Origin of the sequence: Stenotrophomonas sp. Bg11-02, assembly GCF_002836635.1 — a bacterium.
In the GTDB taxonomy this organism is placed as follows: Bacteria; Pseudomonadota; Gammaproteobacteria; order Xanthomonadales; family Xanthomonadaceae; genus Stenotrophomonas; species Stenotrophomonas lacuserhaii.
This window is the reverse complement of sequence record NZ_PJAY01000060.1, coordinates 81371-104059: the sequence shown is the minus strand read 5'-3', so window position 1 is coordinate 104059 and position 22689 is coordinate 81371. Positions and strand designations below refer to the sequence as shown.

Annotated in this window: 18 protein-coding genes; 7 read left to right on the top strand and 11 right to left on the bottom strand. The window is 67.6% G+C overall.

Features of this window, described 5'->3' with window-relative positions; genetic code table 11:
• Positions 1 to 38 precede the first annotated feature (38 nt).
• Entirely contained in the window at positions 39 to 1850 is a 1812-nt protein-coding gene (locus tag CXG43_RS10635; RefSeq protein WP_101099937.1) for a DUF885 domain-containing protein, read from the top strand.
• Between the two features lie 100 nt (positions 1851 to 1950).
• Here CXG43_RS10635 and CXG43_RS19140 read toward each other — a convergent pair whose 3' ends face one another.
• The 3 genes from CXG43_RS19140 to CXG43_RS10625 all read right to left on the bottom strand — a co-directional run bounded on the left by CXG43_RS19140 (position 1951) and on the right by CXG43_RS10625 (position 6095).
• Positions 1951 to 2166, bottom strand: a complete 216-nt coding sequence (locus CXG43_RS19140; protein WP_157825220.1) for a hypothetical protein — start codon at positions 2164 to 2166, stop codon at positions 1951 to 1953.
• A gap of 447 nt (positions 2167 to 2613) precedes the next feature.
• Positions 2614 to 4446: a multidrug efflux ABC transporter SmrA gene (gene smrA, locus CXG43_RS10630; protein WP_101099936.1), complete on the bottom strand. Its 1833-nt coding sequence runs from the start codon at positions 4444 to 4446 to the stop codon at positions 2614 to 2616.
• A gap of 89 nt (positions 4447 to 4535) precedes the next feature.
• A complete protein-coding gene (locus CXG43_RS10625) occupies positions 4536 to 6095 on the bottom strand; it encodes a serine hydrolase (protein ID WP_101099935.1) in 1560 nt (519 codons plus the stop codon).
• Between the two features lie 107 nt (positions 6096 to 6202).
• Between CXG43_RS10625 and CXG43_RS10620 the strand changes: the two genes are divergently transcribed.
• Positions 6203 to 7033, top strand: coding sequence for a DUF72 domain-containing protein (locus CXG43_RS10620; RefSeq protein WP_101099934.1), 831 nt, complete (start codon positions 6203 to 6205; stop codon positions 7031 to 7033).
• A 39-nt stretch (positions 7034 to 7072) separates the two neighbouring features.
• A complete protein-coding gene (locus CXG43_RS10615) occupies positions 7073 to 7990 on the top strand; it encodes a DMT family transporter (RefSeq protein ID WP_101099933.1) in 918 nt (305 codons plus the stop codon).
• A 5-nt stretch (positions 7991 to 7995) separates the two neighbouring features.
• Here CXG43_RS10615 and CXG43_RS10610 read toward each other — a convergent pair whose 3' ends face one another.
• From CXG43_RS10610 to CXG43_RS10595, 4 genes are all read right to left on the bottom strand, one after another.
• Positions 7996 to 8718 carry a pseudouridine synthase gene (locus tag CXG43_RS10610; RefSeq protein WP_101100116.1) on the bottom strand — a complete coding sequence of 241 codons (723 nt, stop codon included), beginning with the start codon at positions 8716 to 8718 and terminating at the stop codon, positions 7996 to 7998.
• Between the two features lie 39 nt (positions 8719 to 8757).
• The gene (locus CXG43_RS10605) at positions 8758 to 10422 is read right to left on the bottom strand and encodes a diguanylate cyclase (RefSeq protein ID WP_101099932.1); all 1665 of its coding nucleotides are present in this window, start codon (positions 10420 to 10422) and stop codon (positions 8758 to 8760) included.
• A 108-nt stretch (positions 10423 to 10530) separates the two neighbouring features.
• Entirely contained in the window at positions 10531 to 12948 is a 2418-nt protein-coding gene (locus tag CXG43_RS10600) for an EAL domain-containing protein (protein ID WP_232767735.1), read from the bottom strand.
• A 176-nt stretch (positions 12949 to 13124) separates the two neighbouring features.
• Complete coding sequence (locus CXG43_RS10595; protein ID WP_101099931.1) at positions 13125 to 15029, bottom strand: DEAD/DEAH box helicase; 1905 nt, start codon at positions 15027 to 15029, stop codon at positions 13125 to 13127.
• A 233-nt stretch (positions 15030 to 15262) separates the two neighbouring features.
• Between CXG43_RS10595 and CXG43_RS10590 the strand changes: the two genes are divergently transcribed.
• The gene (locus CXG43_RS10590) at positions 15263 to 15496 is read left to right on the top strand and encodes an RNA-binding S4 domain-containing protein (RefSeq protein WP_101099930.1); all 234 of its coding nucleotides are present in this window, start codon (positions 15263 to 15265) and stop codon (positions 15494 to 15496) included.
• A 30-nt stretch (positions 15497 to 15526) separates the two neighbouring features.
• On the opposite strand, the gene ubiM is transcribed toward CXG43_RS10590, so the two are convergent.
• From ubiM to CXG43_RS10570, 4 genes are all read right to left on the bottom strand, one after another.
• Positions 15527 to 16708 carry a 5-demethoxyubiquinol-8 5-hydroxylase UbiM gene (ubiM, locus tag CXG43_RS10585; protein WP_101100114.1) on the bottom strand — a complete coding sequence of 394 codons (1182 nt, stop codon included), beginning with the start codon at positions 16706 to 16708 and terminating at the stop codon, positions 15527 to 15529.
• 90 nt (positions 16709 to 16798) lie between these two features.
• Positions 16799 to 17188, bottom strand: a complete 390-nt coding sequence (locus tag CXG43_RS10580; protein WP_101099929.1) for an MAPEG family protein — start codon at positions 17186 to 17188, stop codon at positions 16799 to 16801.
• Positions 17189 to 17191: 3 nt separating this feature from the next.
• Positions 17192 to 17749 (bottom strand): DUF4019 domain-containing protein, encoded by a 558-nt coding sequence (locus tag CXG43_RS10575; protein WP_101099928.1) that lies wholly within the window; start codon positions 17747 to 17749, stop codon positions 17192 to 17194.
• Between the two features lie 58 nt (positions 17750 to 17807).
• A complete protein-coding gene (locus CXG43_RS10570) occupies positions 17808 to 18965 on the bottom strand; it encodes a hypothetical protein (protein ID WP_332870926.1) in 1158 nt (385 codons plus the stop codon).
• 146 nt (positions 18966 to 19111) lie between these two features.
• On the opposite strand from CXG43_RS10570, the gene CXG43_RS10565 reads away from it, so the two are divergent.
• The 3 genes from CXG43_RS10565 to CXG43_RS10555 are packed head-to-tail and all read left to right on the top strand — an operon-like array spanning position 19112 to position 22387.
• Positions 19112 to 20587, top strand: a complete 1476-nt coding sequence (locus tag CXG43_RS10565) for an AlkA N-terminal domain-containing protein (RefSeq protein WP_101099927.1) — start codon at positions 19112 to 19114, stop codon at positions 20585 to 20587.
• Positions 20584 to 21081, top strand: coding sequence for a methylated-DNA--[protein]-cysteine S-methyltransferase (locus tag CXG43_RS10560; RefSeq protein WP_101099926.1), 498 nt, complete (start codon positions 20584 to 20586; stop codon positions 21079 to 21081). Before CXG43_RS10565 ends, CXG43_RS10560 begins: the two co-directional genes overlap by 4 nt.
• A gap of 46 nt (positions 21082 to 21127) precedes the next feature.
• Positions 21128 to 22387, top strand: a complete 1260-nt coding sequence (locus tag CXG43_RS10555; RefSeq protein ID WP_101099925.1) for an ectonucleotide pyrophosphatase/phosphodiesterase — start codon at positions 21128 to 21130, stop codon at positions 22385 to 22387.
• Positions 22388 to 22689 lie beyond the last annotated feature (302 nt).

The following is a 22689-nucleotide window of genomic DNA, read 5'->3' as shown; positions in this document are numbered from 1 at the left end:
ACCTATGCTTGGCGATTGACCCCAAGACAGGATTGCCGATGCGCCAGCATCTCCTTGCCCTCGCCCTGATCGCTGCCCTCGGCGGCTGCCAGCAGGCCGACGCCCCGTCGTCCGCCACCCCGCCCGCCGCCGCGCCGGCGCAGGCCGCCGATGCCGCTGCAGATGCGGCCTTTGCCGATCTGTCCAAGCGCGCCCTGGACAGCTGGATGCAGCTTTCGCCCGTGGGTGCCACGCAGATCGGCGACCACCGCTTCGACAGCGAGATCGACGATCTCAGTGCCGCCGGCCAGCAGAAGACGCTGACCGCCTACAAGGGCCTGCTGGCCGAGCTGGAAAAGATCGACGTGGCCAAGCTTGGCCGCGAAAACCAGGTGGATGCGGCGATCCTGCGCAACCAGCTGCAGTCGGATATCTGGAATGCCGAAGTGCTGCAGTCGTCCAAGTGGGATCCGCAGATGTACAACGGCCTGGCAGGCAGTGCGATCTACGGCCTGATGGCGCGCGAGTTCGCCCCGCTGCCCGAGCGCCTGAAGTCGGCCACCGCACGCATGGAGAAGATCCCGGCGATCTTCGCCCAGGCGCGCGAAAACCTGGACCCGGCCCGCGTGCCGAAGATCCACGCTGAAACCGTGGCCAAGCAGAACCGCGGCATCCTCAGCATCGTCGATACCTTCATCACCCCGCACATCGGCGAACTGCCGCAGGCCGACCAGCAGCGCCTGCAGGCCGCCATCGACGGCCTGAAGAAGGCCGTGGACGAACAGCAGCAGTGGCTGGACAAGACCCTGGTGCCCAATGCCAAGGGCGAGTTCCGCGTCGGCGCCGAGCTGTACGACCAGAAGCTGAAGTTCGCGCTGAATTCCTCGCTTTCCCGGCAGGAGATCGGTGAGCGTGCGCGTGCCGAACTCAAGCGCGTGCGCCAGGACATGTATGGCATCGCCCAGACCGTGCTGAAGGACAAGCCGGGCGCACCGCAGATGCCGGCCAACCCGAGCGACGACCAGCAGCAGAAGGCGATCGAAGCAGCGCTGGAACTGGCCTACGCCGACAAACCGGCCCGCGACAAGGTCGTGGAAGATGCCAAGGCCGCGCTGGACCAGTCCACCGCGTTCGTGCGCGAGCATGACCTGATGACCCTGCCCGACGCACCGGTGGACATCATCCTGATGCCCGAATTCCAGCGCGGCGTGGCCGTGGCCTACTGTGATTCGCCCGGCCCGCTGGACAAGAACCTGAAGACCTTCTACGCGGTCTCGCCGATCCCGGATGACTGGAACGACAAGCAGGTCGACTCGTTCCTGCGCGAGTACAACTCCCGCATGATCCACCTGCTGAGCATCCACGAAGGCACCCCGGGGCACTACCTGGAAGGCTGGCATTCGGCCAAGTTCCCCTCCACGCTGCGCGCGGTGCTGCGCTCGGGCCTGTTCGCAGAAGGCTGGGCGGTCTACACCGAACGCATGATGCAGGAACAGGGCTACCTGGATAACGATCCGCTGTTCCACCTGGTGCAGCTGAAGTTCTACCTGCGCACCATTTCCAACGCGATCCTGGACCAGGGCGTGCACGTGGACAACTGGACGCGCGAACAGGCCATGCACCTGATGACCCACGATGCGTTCCAGCAGGAAAGCGAAGCGTCGGGCAAGTGGGTGCGCGCGCAGTTGACCTCCGCGCAGCTGCCGACCTACTTCGTCGGTGCGCAGGAACACTTCGACACGCGCAAGGCCGCGCAGGAAAAGCTGGGCGACCAGTTCAACCTGAAGGCCTACCACGACAAGATGCTGTCCTACGGCGCCCCGCCGGTGCGTTTCGCGCGCCAGCTGATGCTGGACCAGCCGATCGAGTAAGGGCGCCGGTCTGGTTTCTGGCGGGCCTGCTGGCTCTCCGGATGCGAAGCGCCCCGTCAGGGGCGCTTTCTCATTTCAGCACGGGAGCGTCAGGGCCGTGTCAGACACGGCTGCAGGAGAGGCGATCAACATTGGAGTAGCCATGTTCGTGGCGGATGATTTCCTTGGCATGGATCTCAGAGTCTGCGTTTACGCTCTGCGTAGTTGGTGCACTGCGGAGCACGAACGTGCACTGGTACGGTGCCGCCGCTGCGATTGCCGATGTCGATGAAAAAAGCATCGCTGCGGCGATCAACATGCTCAGGTGTCGGATCATCTGCCAGGTCTCTTGTTCGGGCGAAGGCAGCGCAGCCGGATGGCCGCTGCAACCCAGTGTCGTTGCGATGCCTCGTCTTGTCAGGAGCCTGGAGCATCATCGGATGACGCGTGCAGAGGGACGCTGCAGAGACCTATCGCAGCTTTGCCGCGAGGCGGAATCTCTGACGCTGTAACCAGGCGTCACCTGATCGCCATCGCAGATCCAGCGTGCAAGGCTGCGCCCGACCGCGCCTGCTGCGAATGCCGGGCGACGTCCTGCCGCCGTGAGGCAAGACTATGGGCAAGCCGCTGGAATCAGCCACCGGCCCGGAACCCAGGTGGCCAGAATGATCAAGCCATTTCGTGGAAGCAGATTCGGAGCAGCAGGAGGCGCCGGCCCATGCTCGGCGGCTTCTTGTTGAATCGGCACGGAAGACGTCCGCCGAGCAGGGCTCGGCGCTACCGATCATCCGTCGGCGGCGACAAAGCCCCCGGTCTGGCGCGCCCACAGCCGCGCGTACAGACCGCCGGCCGCCACCAGTTCGGCATGCGTGCCGGTTTCCACGATGCGTCCCTGGTCCATCACCACCAGCCGGTCCATCCGCGCGATGGTCGACAGCCGGTGCGCGATGGCGATCACCGTCTTGCCGCCCATCAGCTCATCCAGGTTGTCCTGGATCGCCGCTTCCACCTCCGAATCCAACGCGGAGGTGGCTTCGTCCAGCACCAGGATCGGCGCGTCCTTCAGCAGCACGCGCGCGATCGCGATGCGCTGCCGCTGCCCGCCTGACAGCTTCACCCCGCGCTCGCCGACCAGCGCGTCGTAACCTTGCCGCCCCTGGCCATCGACCAACGAATCGATGAAGCCATCGGCACGCGCCTTGGCCACGGCCGCACGCAGTTCCTGTTCAGAGGCTTCGGGACGTCCGTACAACAGGTTGTCGCGGATCGAACGATGCAGCAGCGACGTATCCTGTGTCACCACGCCGATCTGCCCGCGCAGGCTTTCCTGGGTGACCCCGGCGATGTCCTGCCCGTCGATCAGGATGCGTCCACTCTCCAGGTCATACAGGCGCAGCAGGACGTTGACCAGGGTCGACTTGCCCGCGCCCGAGGGCCCGACCAGGCCGATCTTTTCGCCCGGCTTCACCCGCAGTTCCAGCCCGGCGATCACCCCGCCGCGCTTGCCGTAGTGGAAGTGGATGTCCTGGAAGTGCACGCCACCGGCACTCACCCTGAGCGGCACCGCGTCATCGCGGTCCTGCACGGTAAGCGGCTGGGAAATGGTGGTGATCCCGTCCTGCACCGTGCCGATGTCTTCGAAGATGCCGTTGATGGTCCACATGATCCAGCCGGACATGTTGTGGATGCGGATGACCAGGCCGGTGGCCAGGGTGATCGCACCGACCGTGATCAGCCCATCGTTCCACAGCCACAGCGCCAGCCCACAGGTGCCGGCGATCAGGAACCCGTTGACGATGGCGATGGTCAGGTCCATACCGCTGGTGATGCGCGTCTGCCGGCGATGCTTCTCCGCCAGTTCCTGGATCGATTCGGCGACGTAGGCCTGCTCGCGTCCGCCGTGGGCGAACAGTTTCAGCGTCGGAATGTTGGTATAGCCATCGACGATGCGGCCCATCGCCTTGGAACGCGCTTCGGAGGCGATCCAGGCGCGCTCCTTCGCGCGCGGCACGAAGTACACCATGATCACCGCGTAGGCCAGCATCCACAGCACCAGCGGAATCATCAGCCGCCAGTCGGCCTGGGCGAACAGGAACAGCGCGGTGCCGGTGTAGACCACGATGTACCAGAGCGAATCGACCATCTGCACCGCCGATTCGCGCAGCGAGGTACCGGTCTGCATCACGCGGTTGGCCACGCTGCCGGCGAAATCGTTGTGGAAGAAGGTCAGGCTCTGGCGCACCACGTAGTTGTGCATCAGCCAGCGCGAGCGGTTGCTCAGGCCCGGCACGATGGCCTGGTTGACCAGCAGGTTGTGCAGCCCGACCAGCACCGGCCGGGCGACCACGCACACCGCCACCATCCACAGCAGGTCCGATGCGTGGCGCTGGAAGAACCCGGCACCGGGCTGCTCGGCGACCATGTCCACGATGCGGCCGAGGAAGTCGAACATCGCCACTTCCACCAGTGCCAGCAGCAGGCCGGCGACCAGCGTGGCCAGCAGCACCGGCCACACCGGGCGCAGGTAGAACAGGTAGAACTTGAACACGCTGCGCGGCGGCATGCGCGTGTCCACCGGCGGAAAGACCGGGATCAGGGATTCAAACCAGCGGAACATCACAGTCGCTCACAACGGGGTAACCGGTTGATTATCCCACCGCAGGCCTGTCGTGGAGTGACGGCCACTGGCCGTCATCCCCGCAAGCTTCACCCTTGCGGCACGAACAACAGATCCTGGAAGTCGAAGCTGAAATCGGTCAGCTCGGAGATCGCCTGCATGCGGACCTCGCGGACCTTCCCGTCCGGGTCCAGGCTGAAGTTGACGAACGCATCGGCGTTGAGCGAACGGTCGTCCCAGCGCACGATGAAGGTGTCGTGCTGCCAGTGTTCGAGCGTGCCGACCAGCTGCGCGGTCTTGTCGAACCGCAGGCGCAGCGCCTTGCCGTTGCCGGTGATGTGCATGTCCCCGTACCAGCGGTCGCGGTAGCGACCGGCATACCGCTCCAGGGCCAACGATGGTGTGGTGTGCGCGGTGCGTGCCGCCTGGTGTTTGGCCCAGGCCGCGTCGGCCTTGTCACGGCTCTTGTCCACGGCCTTGCCGTAGGCATCCACCCAGTCATGCCGGTCACCACCCAGATAGGCATCGAGCACGCTCAGGGTGATGGCATTGAAGGCCGCGCCGGCTTCCTGGTTGGTCAGTACCACCACGCCCAGGTTCTCACCGGGCACCAGCGTCACCCGGGACACCATGCCCGGCCAACCGCCGGTATGCCATACCAGCCTGCGGCCGCGGAAATCGCTCAGGCTCCAGCCTTCGGCGTAGCCGGCGAAGTTCGGCCGCGCCGGCGCCAGTTCCGCCACCGCCGGCTCGGCCACCACCTGCGGGGTGATCATCTGCCATATCTGCTGCTGGCTCTTCGCTGTGAACAGCGCACTGCCGTCAGCCAACCTTCCCTGCGCCAACTGCACCTGCATCCAGCGCGCCATGTCATGCACGCTGGAGTAGATGCCACCGGCGCCGGCATTGTTCTGCCAGGTCAGCGGTGCCACCGTGCGCAGGTCCTTGAAATCGAACTTGGCATGGCCGACCGCGGCGTTGTCGCCGGGGCGCAGATGGTCGGCGTTGTAGCGGGTGCCGGCCATGCCGACCTTGTCGAAGATGCGTTGCTGCAGGAAGTCCTGATAGGACTTTCCGGAGACCTTCTCGATCACCTGCTGCGCCACCGCGTACAGGATGTTGTCGTAGGCATAGCGTTCGCGGAAGCCGCCCTTCAGCGGCACCTTGCCCAACCGTTCCACCACCTCGGCGTTGCTGTAGCCGGTGGTCGGCCAGAACAGCAGGTCACCGGCGCCCAGGCCCAGCCCACTGCGGTGCGAGAGCAGGTCGCGCAGGGTCATCTGCTGGGTCACGAAGGGATCGGACATGCGGAACGACGGCAGGTGGTCGACCACCTTGTCGTCCATTTTCAGCTTGCCTTCTTCGGCCAGCAGGTTCAGCGACAGCGCGGTGAACGCCTTGGTGTTGGAGGCGATCGCAAACAGCGTATCGGCCTGCACCGGCTCCGGGCGGCCCTGCTCGCGCACGCCCCAGCCCTGCTCCAGCACCACCTTGCCGTCCTTGACCACGGCCACCGCGATGCCCGGCACGTCGAAGCGCGCGCGTACCCGCTCCACCGTGGCATCCAGATCCTGCAACGGGGCCGGAGTCGCCGCAGTCGCCAGGGTGGTAAAGGCCAGCAGCATCGCGCCTCCGATCAGGGACTTCATCACGCACGTTCTCCAGAGTGGATGGCCGCGCCGAGCGGGCGCGCCGGGAATTCTCATCATGGTAACGGCCGGCGGTGCAGCCTTCCCCGTGCCAAAGGAGGGGTGGGATGGAGACAGGTGGAAAGACCAGAGGGGGTTCGACTTCCGCGCCGATCCGTTGCGGCATCGGCGGCTGGGTATTCCCGGAGTGGCGCGGTGGCATGTTCTATCCGGAAGGACTGCCACAGCGCGAGGAACTGGCATTCGCCAGCAACGCCCTGCGCTGCATCGAAATCAACGGCACGTTCTACCGCACGCCGACCCAGGCCCAATGCGCGCAGTGGGCCGCGCAGACACCGCCAGGCTTCCGGTTTTCGATGAAAGCCCCGCGTTACCTCGTGCAGCGGCGCGACTTGTCCGGCGTTGCCGAGGCCGCGCAGCCATTCCTGCAGGCCGCGCTGGGCCTGGGTGACCGGCTGGGCCCGCTGCTGTGGCAGTTCGCCCCCACTCACAAAGCAGATGCCGGCGTGCTGGCGGAGTTCATGCGGTCACTGCCAGCGACCCTGCAGGGCGTGCCGCTGCAGCACGCGCTGGAGGTACGCAACGCCGCGGCAGTGAATGCCACGCTGGTGCAGGCAGCACGCGCCCACAACGTTGCCCTGGTCATCGAAGACAGCGACGAGGCCCCGCTGCACGGCGACCTCAGCGCCGACTTCGTCTACGCCCGGATCAAGCGCAGCCAGCCGCGCCTCCGTGCCGGGCTGCCGGCCCCGTTACAGCAACGCTGGGCCGCGCGCGCGCAGGCGTGGGCACAAGGCGCTGCGGTCGAAGATCTTCCGTTGATCACATCGCCAGCCGATCCGACGCCGCGCGAGGTCTACCTGCTGTGCATCGGGGCGGGCAAGCGGCGCAACCCGGCAGCCGCCATCGCCCTGCAGCAGCGCTGCGACACACGCTGACCCATCGCCGCCGACGCTGGCTTGACGCACAATACCGCGATGAGCAGCCCCGATACCCGCAAAGCCCTTTTCCAGATCCACTTCTGCGTGCTGCTGTGGGGCATCACGGCCATCCTTGGCAAGCTGATCACCCTGCCCGCACTGCCGCTGGTGTGGTGGCGCATGCTGCTGGTGGTGGCCATGCTGGCGCTGCTGCCGCGGGTGTGGCAGGGCCTGCGCAACATGCCCTGGCGGGTGGTCGCGGCCTACTCCGGCATCGGCGCGCTGGTCGCGCTGCACTGGCTCACCTTCTACGGCGCGGTGAAGCTGGCCAATGCCTCGGTCGCCGCCACCTGCATCGCGCTGGCCCCGGTGTTCACCTCCATCATCGAACCCTGGGTGGCCAAGCGGCCGTTCCAGCTGCGCGAACTGCTGTTCGGCATCGCGGTGCTGCCCGGCGTGGCGCTGGTGGTGGGCGGGGTGCCCGAAGGCATGCGCCTGGGGGTGCTGGTGGGTGCGATGTCGGCGCTGCTCGTGGCGGTGTTCGGTTCACTCAACAAACGCATGGTCAGCCATGCCGATCCACTGACGGTCACCGCGCTGGAACTGGGCGCCGGCACCCTGACCTTGACCCTGCTGGCACCGCTGATGCCGTTCCTGCTGCCCGCCCTGGCCAGCCCGCTGTGGGTGCTGCCGGACGTGCACGACGGCATCCTGCTGCTGGTGCTGGCCGGCTTCTGTACCCTGCTGCCGTTCGCGCTGGCGCTGGTCGCGCTGCGTCACCTCAGCGCCTACACCGTGCAGCTGGTGACCAACCTGGAGCCGGTGTACGCGGTGATCCTGGCAGTGGTGCTGCTGCGCGAACAACATGAAGTCGCAGGTTGGTTCTACGTCGGCGTCGCGGTCATCGTCGGGGCGGTCTTCCTGCATCCCCTGCTCAACCGTCGTCGCCCCGTCCAGCATCCCGAACTGATCTGACCTTCCTACCAGTCGACCTGCCCCGGCAGCAGCCCCCGCAGTTCCGGCTCGCTGAGGTTGCGCCACTGGCCCGGCTTGAGCGCGCCGATCTTGATGTTGTCGATGCGTACGCGGCGCAGCTGGGTCACCCGGAAACCGAATTCAGCCGCCATCAGGCGGATCTGCCGGTTCAGGCCCTGCTGCAGGGTGATGCGGAAACCGAACTTGGCGATGCGCGAGGTGCGGCACGGCAGGGTCATCTGGTCATGGATGCGCACACCACGCGCCATCGCGCGCAGGAACTCGTCGGTCACCGGCTTGTTCACCGCCACCAGGTACTCCTTCTGGTGGCCGTTTTCGGCGCGCAGGATCTGGTTGACGATGTCGCCGTTGCTGGTCATCAGGATCAGCCCTTCGGAATCCTTGTCCAGCCGGCCGATCGGGAAGATGCGCTGCTCATGCCCGACGAACTCGACGATGTTTCCCTTCACCGAACTTTCGGTGGTGCAGGTCACCCCGACCGGCTTGTTGAGCACGATGTAGACGTGGCGGCGGCCGCCCGGACGGCTGGCCTGGCGGGCGCGCAGGGGCTGGCCGTCGACCAGCACCTTGTCCTCCTCGCCGACCACCGCGCCGGTACCGGCGGGACGTCCATTGACAGTGACACGGCGTTCGCTGATCAGCCGGTCGGCCTCGCGACGGGAGCAGAAGCCGGTTTCGGCGATGTATTTGTTGATGCGGATGGTCATGCCCGCATTATCCGGCATTGTCGCGCCCACGGCATCCGTTCATAGCGGACGCACCGCGTCCAGCTGCTCACCATCCATCACCCGGTCACGCCCCGCGCGCTTGGCGCCGTACATCGCATGGTCGGCCCGGCGCAGCAGTGCGGCCAGGTCATCATGGTCGGGCCGCCACTGGGCCAGGCCGATGCTGGCGGTCAATGCCAGGCCGTCCACCTGCAGCGCCACCCCGGCCTCGGTGATCCGGCGCCCCACCTGCTGCAGCCGCGCCGCGGCGACATCGCGCGGAGCGCCCGGCAACAGCAGCAGGAACTCCTCCCCGCCCATCCGGAACACCTCGTCACGGCCTCGCAGGGCGCCCCGCAGGGCCCCGGCGACCGCCTGCAGCACCGCATCGCCGGTGTCGTGGCCGTGGCGATCGTTGATTTCCTTGAACAGGTCGATGTCGAGGAAACCGATCACCAGCGGTGCGCCCTCGGCACGTGCGCGTTCGATCTGCACGCCCAGCTCGCGCAGCCCGGCGCGGCGATTGGGCAGGCCGGTCAATGCGTCGGTGTCGGCCAGCTGGCGCATCTCATCACGTTGTTCGCGCAGGTTGCCCAGCCGCTGGTTGAGCGCATAGGCGGCCATCATCAGCAGCCAGGTCACCGCCAGCTGCAGGGCTTCGACACGGTGGGCCAGCAACCACTGGGCGCGCGCCAGGTCGGCCACGATCATCAGCAGGAACGGTGCCAGCGCGACCAACCCGATACTGGCCCAGCGGTCGTTGCGCGACCACGCCCATACCCCTGCCAGCAGGGCCGCCACGCAGCCGGCAAAATGGGCCGCCTCCAGCACATCCGACGTCCAGCCCAGCAACGTCCAGTCCATCCAGGGCACCAGCAGCGCCACCGCGAACAAGGCGCAACTCACGGCCGACACCACGCCACGCGACCGCGGCCAGGCGCGATGACCTGCATTGAGTCGCCATAGCATGGGTAGCAGCACGGCCTGTGCGCAGGCGGTCAGGCCTACCAGCCACCAGGCACTGTCCACCCCGATCGGGAACCATGGCTCGGGATACCCGCTCAGTCCCCCCAGCACCGCCTGCCACAGCACGAACACAGCGCAGGCACCGATGTACATCAGGAAAATGCGGTCACGGGAGGTAAAAAATCCCATCAGGGACGACAGCGCCAGCGCCAGCGCGACCGCCACGCAGGCGGTACGCACCAGCAGCCGGGCGGTATCACGCTGCTGCACCGGGCTCGGCGCGCCGAGCCGCAGCGTGGGCCCCCAGCGCTCCTTCAGCGGGGTCGCCCAGGACACATGGATCGGTTCGCGGCTTCCGGCACGCGGCACGGTCACCATGCCGATGCCCGCCCGGAACCGCGAGTCACGCGTACGCGCATCGCCCATGTTGCCGCAGATCTCGCGGTCGCCATGGCGGATGGACACCTCACCGGCGAACACATTGAACACGTCCAATGCCTGCGGCTGGCCGGACCATCCCCCCTCCGGCGCGGGGATATCCAGCTGCTGGCGCTGTCCGCGCAGCATGTAGCCCTCGCACGCGCGATGTGGCGTCGGCTCGTCGGTCGCCCCGCCCAGCAGCAGGTAGTCGCGCACCGGCTGCGGCGCGGCGGCGGCATTGCACACCCACAGCAGGCTGGAAAGCAGCACCGCAGCCAGCCCCCATCCGCTCCTGTTCCAGCGGCCCGACCGTACCATCGTGCTCCCCACGCAACACCCGCCTGCTTGCCATCCGTGTCCGGAGATTATCGCAGCCCGGCCGATTTCACGCCGGACCGCCGCCGCGCGCGGGAGCGACGACGCGCTTCAACCGCGACCCAGCCACTTCCCGTGCGTGTCATGCCGCACCGGGTGCAGGGCGGTCTGGGTGATCCGCTCCAGCGGCTGCGGGCGTTCGATCGCATAGCCCTGCAATCCCTGCACGCCCATCTCCACCAGCTGCGCCGCCTGCTCTTCGGTTTCCACCCACTCAGCGATCACCTCCAGCTGCAGTTCGCGCCCCAGCGCGGCGATGGCGCGCACGGTGGCACGGCTGACCGGGTCGGTCTGCATGTCGCGCACGAAGGTTCCATCGATCTTCAGCAGGTCCGCTGACAGCTGCCGCAGGTAAGCAAACGAGGAAAGCCCCGAGCCGAAGTCATCCAGCGCGATGCGGCAGCCACGCGCCTTGACTGCATCGATGAATTCCCGCGCTTGAGCCAGGTTGCTGATCACCGCCGTTTCGGTGATCTCGAAGCACAGCCGCTTGGCCAGCGTGCGGTTGCGTTCCAGCAGGTCGTTGACGAAGGTCAGGAAGCCTGGCTCGGCGATCGACTGCGCCGAGACGTTGACGTTGCACAGGCCCAGCCGCGCCACGTGCGCCGGACAGACCTGCAGGTGGCGGAACAGCATGGACAGCACGCAGCGGTCCAGCGACATGCCCATGCCATAGCGTTCAACGGCGCCAATGAATTCACCCGGACCATGCAACACGCCCTGCTCATCGCGCATGCGCACCAGCACTTCGTAATGCAGGTAGTCCGGGTCGCCGACGGTGGCTATGCGCTGTGCATACAGCAGCATCCGGCCGTCGGCGATGGCGTGGCTGACCCGACGCAGACGCTCGGCCTCGCCGCGGTGCTCGTCCAGCGCCAGCCGGTCTTCGTTGAAGCAGTGCACCCGGTTGCGCCCGCCCTGCTTGGCGGCGTAGCAGGCGCTGTCGGCCGCGCCCATCAACCAGTTCACGTCCGGCGTATCGGTGCGCACTTCGACCACGCCCACGCTGCAGCTGATCTTCAGCGTGTCGTCGCCGAACTGGATGCTGGCTTGGCCCAGCGTGCGGATCACCCGCTGCAGTACCCGCCGTGCCTCCTCCTGGCTCGCGCCGGCGAGAAACACCGCGAACTCGTCTGCTCCCAGCCGGCCGACCCAGTCCCCTTCGCGCACCGCCCCCTTGAGGTGTTCGGCGAAGGCACGCAGCATCTGGTCGCCTGCCGCGTGTCCGACCGCTTCATTGACCAGCTTGAAGTGGTCCAGGTTGAGATGGCACAGCGCATGCACGCCGCCGTCGTGGCGCACCTGCTGCAACGCCAGTTCAAGCTGCCGCTCGATCTCGCGGCGGTTGATCAGGGCGGTCAGCACATCGTGGCTGGCGTGGTGCTGCACCTGCCGGGCCAACACGTGGTTCTGGGTGACATCTTCGACGATGGCGAAGATCGACGTGCCCTGCTTGCCGCGGTGGACGGCGGTGCCGCTCCAACGCCCCCACATCAGGCTGCCATCGGCGCGCAGGAAGCGCAGCTCGCCGGCCTCCAGCTGACGGGGCCAGTCGATCTCCCCTTCGCCGTCCAGTACCAGTTCTCCTTCGGCCAGCAGCTGGCGCAGGTGCATGTGCACCAGCTGCTCGCGGGGTCGCTGCAGCAGATCGGACAAGGCCTGGTTGACCTCCATCAGGCCGCCGCCGCTGTCGATTTTCAGCATGCCCACGCTGGCTTGGTAGAAGGCCGCACGGAAGCGCGTCTCCTGTTCCATCAGGTCGATGCGTACACGCCGGGCCAGCAGCACCGCCACGATCGCGATCGCAACCACCGACAGCGCGCCGACGACGAGGGTGGTCATGCGCACCAGCGCGGACATGTTGACCAGCGCCAGCGAGAACCGGCGCGCCGTGTCCTGCAGTTGCAGGTCCAGTTGCTGCAGCCGCCGCTCATACCGCACTGCGTCCTGGGCCGGGATGGCCCCGCCGGACAGCCGCTGCTCCAGTTCGTTGCTTATCGCGGCGATTTCCAGCAGCGGCGAATCGGTTTCCCGCCACAGCTGCGAGGCCTCGCGGAAATAGGCGAGGTCGCGCCCATACCGGTAGGACAGGATCAGCCGGTTCACATCGCCGCGTGCATTTCCCCCGCGCAGGAACGCCGCGCGGGCCGCGTTGGTATCCGGCGGCTGCCGCTCCAGCGCCTGACGCGCCTGCAGATCAGCCAGCGGCACGTCGAGCTGCGTGCGTGCCTGCTGCAGATCCGCCGCGTGGCCGCTTTCCAGATAGCGGTGCAGCGAGGCGACCGCCTGCTGTTGGGCACGCGACCAGTGGCTCTGGCCGACGATCCAGGCGGTAGAGGCAGCCTGCAGTTCCTGGATGAGCGCGGAGATGCCCACCAGGCCGACCGCCATGCCGGTGAGCAGTGCAAAGCGCAGTGTCAGGCCGCGTGCCCTTGCACGCTGCCGCGTCCCCGCACCGGCCTCAACCATACCTGGAACCCCCCGAATCCGTGGTAGATCCTGCTTGCTGCCTGCGCATCATGCACGCTGGAATCGGCGCTGTCTGCATCCCCGGTAGACCGCCCGCCGCTGGCCGGATGCCTGTCCAGGGACAAAAAAAACGCCAGCCCGGAGGCTGGCGTTGCATTCATCGGATCATGCGCGGATCAGACGTTGCGCGGACCACGCGGCTTGAAGCCTTCGCGACGCGGCGGACGATCACTGCCACCCGGCGCACCCGGACCACCCGGACCGCTGCGGCGCGGACCGCCCTTGTCGAAGCGCGGCTTGGACGGCGCACGTGGTGCCTGGCTGATGTCCTCGCCCGGCTCCACGCGGCGCATGTTGAGCTGCTGGCCGGACACCCAGACTTTCTTCAGGTGGGTCAGCACGTCCTGCGGCATGTCGATCGGCAGGTCGAGCACCGAGAAACCGTCGTGGATGTCGATGCGACCGATGAAGCGGCTTTCCAGGCCGGCTTCGTTGGCGATGGCGCCGACGATGTTGGCCGGCTTCACGCCATGCTGGTGGCCCACTTCGATGCGGAAGGTTTCCATGCCCTGCTCCGGTGCACCGCGCGGCGGCATCTCACGACGCGGACGCTCCTGGAAACCTTCGCCTTCGGCGCGCGGGGCGCGGTCGAACTTCGGGCGCTCGCCGCGATCGAAGCGATCATTCCGCTCCGGACGGTCGGTGCGCTCGAACCGCTCGCGCGGGGCACGCTCTTCGCGCGGCGCACGCACCGGCGGCTGCAGCAGGAACGGGGTGTCACCCTGCATCATCTTGGCCAGCGCGGCCGCGATGTCGATCGCCGGCACGTTGTTCTCGCCTTCGAAGCGCTCCAGCAGCTGCCGGTAGAAGTCCAGGCCGCCCTGGCCCAGCGTTTCGCTGATGCGCGCGGTGAACTTGTTGACGCGGTTGTCGTTGACCGCTTCCACGCTGGGCAGCTGCATCTCTTCGATCGGCTGGCGGGTGGCGCGCTCGATCTGGCGCAGCATGCCCTTCTCGCGCGGGGTGGCGAACAGGATCGCCTCACCGCTGCGGCCGGCACGGCCGGTACGGCCGATGCGGTGCACATAGCTTTCGGTGTCGTACGGGATGTCGTAGTTCAGCACGTGGCTGATGCGTTCCACGTCCAGGCCACGCGCGGCCACGTCGGTGGCGACGAGGATGTCCAGCTTGCCTTCCTTCAGCATGGCGATGGTGCGCTCACGCTGGGCCTGCTGCATGTCGCCGTTGATGGCGGCGGCGGCCAGGCCGCGGGCCTGCAGCTTGCCGGCCAGCTCTTCGGTGCCGGCCTTGGTGCGGGCGAAGATGATCATCGCATCGAACGGCTCGACTTCCAGGATCCGGGTCAGCGCATCCAGCTTGTGCATGCCGCTCACCCACCAGTAACGCTGGCGGATGTTCGCCGAGGTGGTCGTCTTGTTGACGATGGTGACTTCGGCCGGATCCTTCAGGTAGGTCTGGGCGATGCGACGGATGGCCGGCGGCATGGTGGCCGAGAACAACGCCACCTGGCGCTTCTCCGGCAGCTTCTTCAGCACCGCTTCGACGTCGTCGATGAAGCCCATGCGCAGCATTTCATCGGCTTCGTCCAGCACCAGCGTCTTCAGCTCGGACAGGTCCAGCGTGCCGCGGTTCAGATGGTCGATGACGCGGCCGGGGGTGCCCACCACGATGTGCACGCCACGACGCAGCGCGGACAACTGGGTGGCATACGGCTGGCCGCCATACACCGGCAGCACGCGGAAGCCGGCGATCTTCGACGAATAGGTCTGGAAGGCCTCGGCGACCTGGATCGCCAGTTCGCGGGTCGGCGCCAGCACCAGGGCCTGCGGCTTGCTCTGCTGCAGGTCGATGTTGGACAGTACCGGCAGGGCGAACGCAGCGGTCTTGCCGGTGCCGGTCTGGGCCTGGCCCAGCACGTCGCGGCCTTCCAGCATCGCCGGGATGGTGGCGGCCTGGATCGGCGAGGGGGTTTCGTAACCGACGGCGGCAACCGCCTGCATCACGGGCTCGGAAAGGCCGAGCTGCGCGAACTGCAGCGGCGCCTGGGTATCTTGGGACATGGGGAACTCCGAAGGCACTGCCACGAACGTGGCAGGCGAAAAAAGGGGGGTATTTTGCGCTTAGGGCGCCCTTCTGACGCGTGCCCCGGCGCTTTTTCGAGTGCATAGCTTACAGCACCTTGCATGAACGACGTGCACGGCGTGTCATCGCTGTCCCTCTGGCCGCCCCCCGGACCGGTGCGTGGGCCCCGCGCCTGCCTCACAATGGGCGCCATTCATTCCGGGAATACCCCATGCAGATCCTTGAATTCGACCTCGACGGCGAGTACGTCGAGCTGAAGCAGCTGCTCAAGCTGACCGACCTGGTCAGCAGTGGCGGCGAAGCCAAGATGGCCATCAGCGAGGGCCTGGTGCTGGTCGATGGGGCCGTCGAACTGCGCAAGGCCTGCAAGATCCGCGCGGGCCAGCAGGTGGAATTCAATGACAGCGTGATCCGCGTGCTGGCGCTGCCACCCGAAGCCGGGTAATCCCGGCGCTGCCGGGTCCCTGGCCGGCTCCTACCCGGCCACCGGCTGGGTAAGCCGGTGGGCGATCAGCCGGCGGAACGGGCGCACGCCCTGCGCGATGCGCAGCCCGGCCGCGCGCAGCAGCCGCGCCGGCACGCGATCATCGGTGTAGACCCGGGCGATGGCGTTGGTGGCCTCGTACAGCGCGCGGGAAGCCAGCCGGTGCTCGCGCTGGTAGCGCGCGAGCATGCGTGCATCGGCGATGTCCGCCCCCCGCGCCTGTTGCGCGACGACCAGCCGGGCAAGCCGCCGCTGGCTGGCCAGGCCCAGGTTGAACCCGTGCGCGGTCACCGGATGCATGCCAACGGCCGCATCACCGATCAGCGCCGCACCGGCGGCGATGAAGCGTTCGGCATACACGCCCACCAGCGGATACGCCTGCGGCGTGGTGACCGGGTGCATGTGGCCCAGCCGGTGTTCGAAGAACCCGCTGACCGCTTCACCGAACGCGGCACCGTCCATCGCCAGCAGCGCCTCGGCCTGCCGCGGCGGCAGGGTGACCACCGCCGATGCCAGACCGTCGTTGAGCGGCAGCAGGGCCATGGTGCGGCCATAGCCGAACCATTCCCACGCCGTGTGGTGGTGGTCGCGCTCGACCTGCATCCGGCATACCAGCATCGTTTTGCCGAAGTCCTGCAGGCGCGCACCGATCCCCAGCATGCGCCGGGTGGAAGAGAACCGGCTGTCAGCCGCCACGAGCAGTCGTGCCTGCACGGTGCTGCCGTCGTCGAGCAGCACTTGCTGGCCACCGTCGACCGCACGCACGCCCTGTACCTTGCGTCCGTCACGCAGCTCCAGGCCCGGCTGGTCATGGACGGCGTCCCACGCCGCGCGGCGGATGAGGTGGTTGGGCACCAGCCAGCCCAGCGGGTCGCCGCCGCGTCGGTCGCTGGCGAAGGTCAGCGCGAACGGCGAGCGCCCATCCAGCACCCGCGCGTCCCGCAGTTCGGCGATGTCCGCGGCAGGCAGCCGTTGCCATAGCTGCAGGTCCTGCAGGACCCGGCGCGAGGCATGGGTCAGGGCGATTTCGCGGCCGTCGAACGCTGCGTCCGCCAGCGCCTGGCGCGGCTGCGGCTCCACCACCGTGACCTGCAGTCCACTGCCTGCCAGCGCGCGGGCGAAGCAGAGTCCGGCCGGGCCTGCGCCCACCACCACCACATCGGTCACCTGCATGCTGCTTCCCCGCGATTTCATGTCCAGCAGCAGCATAGCGATGCGGGCACGCGCGGGGCCTTGATCTGGATCAGGTGCTGCGGTGACGGTTCACAACAGCGCCCACAACAGCATCAAAATGCCAGCCAGCGACACCAGCCATGCCAGGCTGCGCACGTAGGGGATGCCGGCCGCATACAGCGGCACATAGGCCAGTCGCGCCCAGAAATACAGCTGCACCGCCAACGCCGTACTGCTGTCCTGCCTGCCCGCCACCACCACCGCGATGGCGGCGGCGGCGAACACCGCGAAGGTTTCCAGGAAGTTGGCCTGCGCCCGTTGCAGGCGCCCCGCCAGCAGCCCGGGCGGCGGCGCCTGGCCATCGCGGGCCGAGGCGTTCCATTGCGTGCCACGCTCGCGGGTGATCGCCGCAGCAGCCAGCATCACCTGCGCCAGCCCGAGCACACCGGCCCAGGCCAGCATCTGCAGTTCGATGGCCATCGCTCAGGTCCCCGGCGCGCGGACGCTGTAGCCGGCGAGACGCCAGACGCGGTCCTCATCCAGACGGAAGCTGACCAGTTCGCGTACCGGCTGGGCGCTCTTCTCGAACCGCGTGGGGTAGGTCACGTTGAGGTACAGACCTTCAGGCACCGCCGCACCGGCATTGAAGCGGACCCGGCTGATGCTCGGCTGGCCCCTGCCGACCAGCGCACCCAGTCGGGCGCGATCAGCGGCGACCTGCTTGGCGAACGCATCGCGGGCAACCGCCTTGCGTGCCACCGACGAGGCGCCATCCCACAGCTGTGCGGCCTGTCCGCCATCGACCAGGCGAACGGCCTGCAGGGCGGCAGCACTCATTTCGGCATTCTGCTTGTCCAGCTGGGCCTGCTGGGCCGGGGTGAGCTGCTGGGTCGGCGTGCCCGGCCGTGCGGCGGCCGGTGCGGCAGCCGGCGTGGCAGGCGCAGCGGCAGGTCGCGGCGCCGGCTGCGCGGCCGGCTGGGGCTGCTGCGCCCCTGCGGTGAACGGCAGCAGCAGGGACAACACCATCAACGAACGCTTCATCGGACACTACCTGTTCAGGAGAAGTGCCCGCAGTCTACGCCAGCTTCGGGATGCGGCTTCACGACTCCGGTGGCGCGTCCACGGGCTGTAGTCCTGCGGCCGTGGAAGCATCCATCCCCAGGCTTCCCTGTGCGCCATCGTCGGCAGCCGGGGAAGCTCCCGGCGCGGGGGGCAGGGTCGCCACATCGATCTCCGACAAAGGGCTGTCCGAGGGGCACACCTCATCGGGGAAACCGTAGTCTTTCTTCAGTGCCTGGCCACAGCTGTTGACTGCATCCAGTTCCGCGCCTTCGCGTTTGCACTGCTGGTCGAAGGCCACCAGGAAGGCATCCTTGCGGCGCACGAAGTCATCGCCGCAGGCCCGCATCTGCTTGATCCGCTCCAGATCGTCCTGCACCGCATTGGTGCCGTCCAGGCCGTACTGGCGCAGTTCGTCGGCACTGAGCAGGCGCAGGCTGCGGTTGGGCACGGTCATCATCAGGTCGGCCACGCCCACCGCCACGCCGTTGCGCTGCAGGTAGTCCTTTACGTTGTCGTACACCTCGTGCAGTTCGCGGTTGAGTTCGGCGCGCGAGGTGGCCTTCGAACTGATCCGCATCATGCGATGGATCCCGACCTTGCCTGATACCAGGCGATTGTCACCGGCCGCCAGCACGAACACACAGGCGCTGTGGCAGATCGACCCTTCGCGCACCCAGATGGTCCAGTTCGATTCGCCGATGCCATCGCCGGCCACGATCGCCGACTCCACCTGGCCGCCGCTGGAATCCAGGTCCAGGATGCGCTTGTGGATGCCGAGTTGTTCGGCCACCACGGCCAGCCGCCAGCTCAGTTCGGCAAATCCCGGGTTGATCTTGCCGCTGTAGCGGACGCGCAGCAGGCCACGCTCCACGCAGGGCTGCAACGCCTGCTCCATATCGGCCCGCGCAAGGCCAGGCAGCGCTACGCCGTCACCCTCGCTGGCGTAGTCAGTGCTGCAGCTGATCCAGGCCTCGCCGTTTTCCAGTGATGCCGTCGGCCATGCACGATCGGTACGCTCGGCAGGCGGGGCGACAGGGCGTGGGGCGTCGGCCACGTTGATCGATACCATGTGGTCGCCATCGGCGCCGGGCGCGCGCGTCGCCGCTTCATTGGCGGTGACGTTGCCGGGGTTCTCCAGCTTGCTGCACGAAGCGAGGGCGAGGCATAGCAGGGGCAGGCACCATCTGGGCGACATGAACCTTGGAACCGGGAAGGGGACACGACCCCAGTCTAGAGCCTGCGCCGCGTGTGACGACAACGCTTCCTGAATCGGCACCCGCCACTGGCATTCATGTCCGAAAATGGCGAGCCCTGCCCTGCCCTGCGGCCTAGACTGTGGCCATGTCCCCGACCGTCGCCCTTGACACTGCCACCTGCGAACGCGCCCGTCTGGCGCGCGACGCGCGTTTTGACGGCTCGTTCTTCACCGCCGTGCGCAGCACCGGCATCTATTGCCGGCCGGTGTGCCCGGCCCCGCCGCCGAAGCCGTCCAACGTCCGCTACTACCCCAACGCAGCGGCCGCCGCCGCCGCCGGCTACCGGCCATGCCTGCGCTGCCGCCCGGAGTTGTCGCCCGCCGCCCAGCAGGTACTGGAACAAGAGACGGTCCGTCGCGCGCTCGATCTGATCCACGCAGGCTTCTTGCAGGACGCCAGCGTGGCCGCGCTGGCCGAACGGGTCGGCGTCGGCGCGCGCCAGCTGCAGCGCGTGTTCGTGGCCGCGCTGGGCGTGACGCCGCTGCAGCTGCATACCACCCAGCGCCTGCTGCAGGCCAAGCAGCTGCTGACCGAAACCCGCCTGCCGGTCACCGATGTCGCGCTCGCTGCAGGCTTCAACAGCCTGCGCCGATTCAACGACGCCTTCCTGGCCGGCTGCGGCATGCCACCCAGCGCCATCCGCCGGCTGCCCGGCGTGGCAACCCGGACCGGCGAGGGCCTGCGCCTGCGATTGGGCTACCGGCCGCCGCTTGATTTCGGGCTGATGCTGCAGTTCCTGCGCCGGCGCATGATCCCCGGCATCGAGCGCATCGAAGAGGACGGCTATGCACGCGTCATCGGTCCGGCCGAGCGCCCCGCGCTGCTGCGGGTGCATGCCGACGCACGCCGCAGCGAGCTGGTGCTGCAGCTGGACGGCGTAGACCCGCGGCAGATTCCGCAGGTTGTGCGGCGGGTACGGCATATGTTCGACCTGGATGCCGACCTGCGCCAGGTACACGCCACCCTGCAGGGCGACCCCCTGCTTGCGCAGGGCATCGCGCTGCGGCCGGGGCTGCGCGTGCCGGGCGGCTGGGAAGGCTTTGAAGTGGCGGTGCGCGCTGTGCTGGGGCAACAGGTCAGCGTGGCCGCGGCGACCACGCTGGCACGGCGTCTGGTGCAGGCGTACGGGCAGGTGCTGCCGGGCATGCCGGAGGGGCTGGACCGGCTGTTCCCGAAGCCTGCACAGCTTGCCGACGCCCCCTTGGAGTCGATCGGCCTGCCGCGTACGCGCGCGGCGACCCTGCGCGCCCTGGCACGCGCCTGCGATGCCGGTGAGCTGGATTTCAACGCCGGCCAGCAGTTGCAGGAATTCGTACAGCGCTGCGTGGCGTTGCCCGGGATCGGCGCGTGGACCGCGCAGTACATCGCGCTGCGCGCGCTCGGCCAGCCCGATGCCTTCCCGGCCGGCGACCTGGTGCTGCAGCAGATGCTCGGCACACCGGAAAAACGCCTGACCGAGCGCCAGGCCGAGCAGCGCTCGCAGCCATGGCGTCCGTGGCGGGCGTATGCCGTGCTGCACCTGTGGCATCTGTCCACCCCGTTTACCGGAGTTCCGTCATGACCCTGCACTACGATCGTTTTGATAGTCCGATCGGCGAACTGACCGTGGCCGGTGATGCGCACGGCATCGCCCACATCCTGTTCCCGCAGAACCGCCACGATGCCAAGGGGCGCGGGCACTGGATACACAACCCGGCCACCGTGCACGATGCACGCGAGCAGTTGCTGGCCTACCTGCACGGCGAGCGCACCCACTTCGACCTGCCGCTGGCACCCCGCGGCACGCCGTTCCAGCTGCGCGTCTGGAACGCGCTGGCCGACATTCCATTCGGCCAGACATGGAGCTACCTGCAGCTGGCGACCCTGCTTGGCCAGCCCACCGCCACCCGCGCAGTGGGCGCGGCCAACGGGCGCAATCCGCTGCCGATCGTGCTGCCCTGCCATCGGGTGATCGGCCGCAATGGCGCGCTGACCGGCTTCGGCGGCGGGCTGGAAACCAAGGCCGCGCTGCTGCGCCTGGAACAGGGGGATGGCGCGTTGTTCGTACGCCAGTGACATGGGGTGTCTTGGGTGCGTCATCGCCTCGCCTTAGAATGACGTGATGACTCGACGCCCCTTTGCCTGGATGCTGGCCGCTGTCCTGCCGCTGGCTGCCTGTACCACCGCCCCGCCCCATTCCACCGTGCCCACCACGCCCCCGGCCGTGGCGCAGGAAAAGCCCGCGCACAAGCTGCTGCTGGTATCCATCGATGGCCTGCGCGCCGATGCGCTGGACCGCGGCATCACGCCGAACCTGCAGCGCATCATCGACGGCGGGGTACGCGCGAAATGGATGACCCCGTCGTATCCCTCGCTGACCTTCCCCAACCATTACACCCTGGTCACCGGCCTGCGTCCGGACCATCACGGCATCATCCACAACAGCATGGACGTAGCCGAACTGGGCCGCTTCAAGCTGAGCGAGGCCGAGACGGTGACGCGGGTGGAGTGGTGGGGCGGCGAGCCGATCTGGGTCAGCGCCGAGCAGGCCGGGGTACGCACGGCTACCTGGTCCTGGCCGGGCAGCGAAGCGGAAATCAAGGGCATCCGGCCCAGCCAATGGCGCCGCTACGATGAAAGCATCGCACCGGAAGCCCGCGCCGACAGCGTACTGGGGTGGCTGCGGCAGACCGACGCCGCTGCACCGCGGCTGGCCACGCTGTATCTGGAAACCGTCGACAAGGCCGGCCATCGGCATGGTCCGGATTCGATACAGTACACCGCAGCGGTCAAGCAGGCCGATGCCGTGGTGGGACGCCTGCTGGATGGCCTGCAGCAGCATGGATTGAGCGCGGACACCAACGTGGTGGTGGTCTCCGACCACGGCATGGCAGCGGTGGCGCCGGGCCAGGTGGTCGCCACCGAAGACATGGTGGACCCGCGGCTGGCACGCAACATCAGCACGGGCCAGTCGATCGGTTTCGAGCCGGTGGAAGGGCAGCAGGCCGCCGCCGAACGTGCACTGCTCGGCCGCCACGCGCACTACCAGTGCTGGAAGAAGCAGGACCTGCCGGCACGCTGGCACTACGGCAGCAACCCGCGCATTCCGTCGATCATCTGCCAGATGGACGAGGGCTGGGATGCGCTCAGCCGCCAGAGCATCGCGCGCCGCAGCTACCAGGATCGGGGCTCGCACGGCTATGACAATGCGCTGCCGTCGATGCGTGCGGTGTTCATCGCGCGCGGCCCCTCGTTCAAGCAGGGCAAGGTAATCGCGCCGTTCGACAACGTGGATGTGTATCCGCTGCTGGCGCGGCTCTTGCAGGTGCCCGCGGCCGCCAATGATGGCGATGCCGATCGGTTGCTGGATGCCCTGCGCTGAGGTTGTGTGTGTGCCGGGCTGCGCCCGGCGACTGCTCTTCAAGCAACGTCAAGATCAACGTCAAAGGCTGCAGGGCGCTTGCTGGCGGGGCGGGGTGGCTGTGGTTGCCCTGGTAGCGCCGACCCATGGTCGGCGGATTGTGGGGGAAATGGGGTCTGACGGTTTCCGCCGACCATGCGTCGGCGCTACCGCTTTTTTTTCTTACGCGGGTGGCGGCCACCGGGACCTGACAGGGGCGTTGAGCGCCATGGATGGCGCGAAACGAGGCCCGCATGGATGCGGTTTTTGCCGTCCCCCGCCCA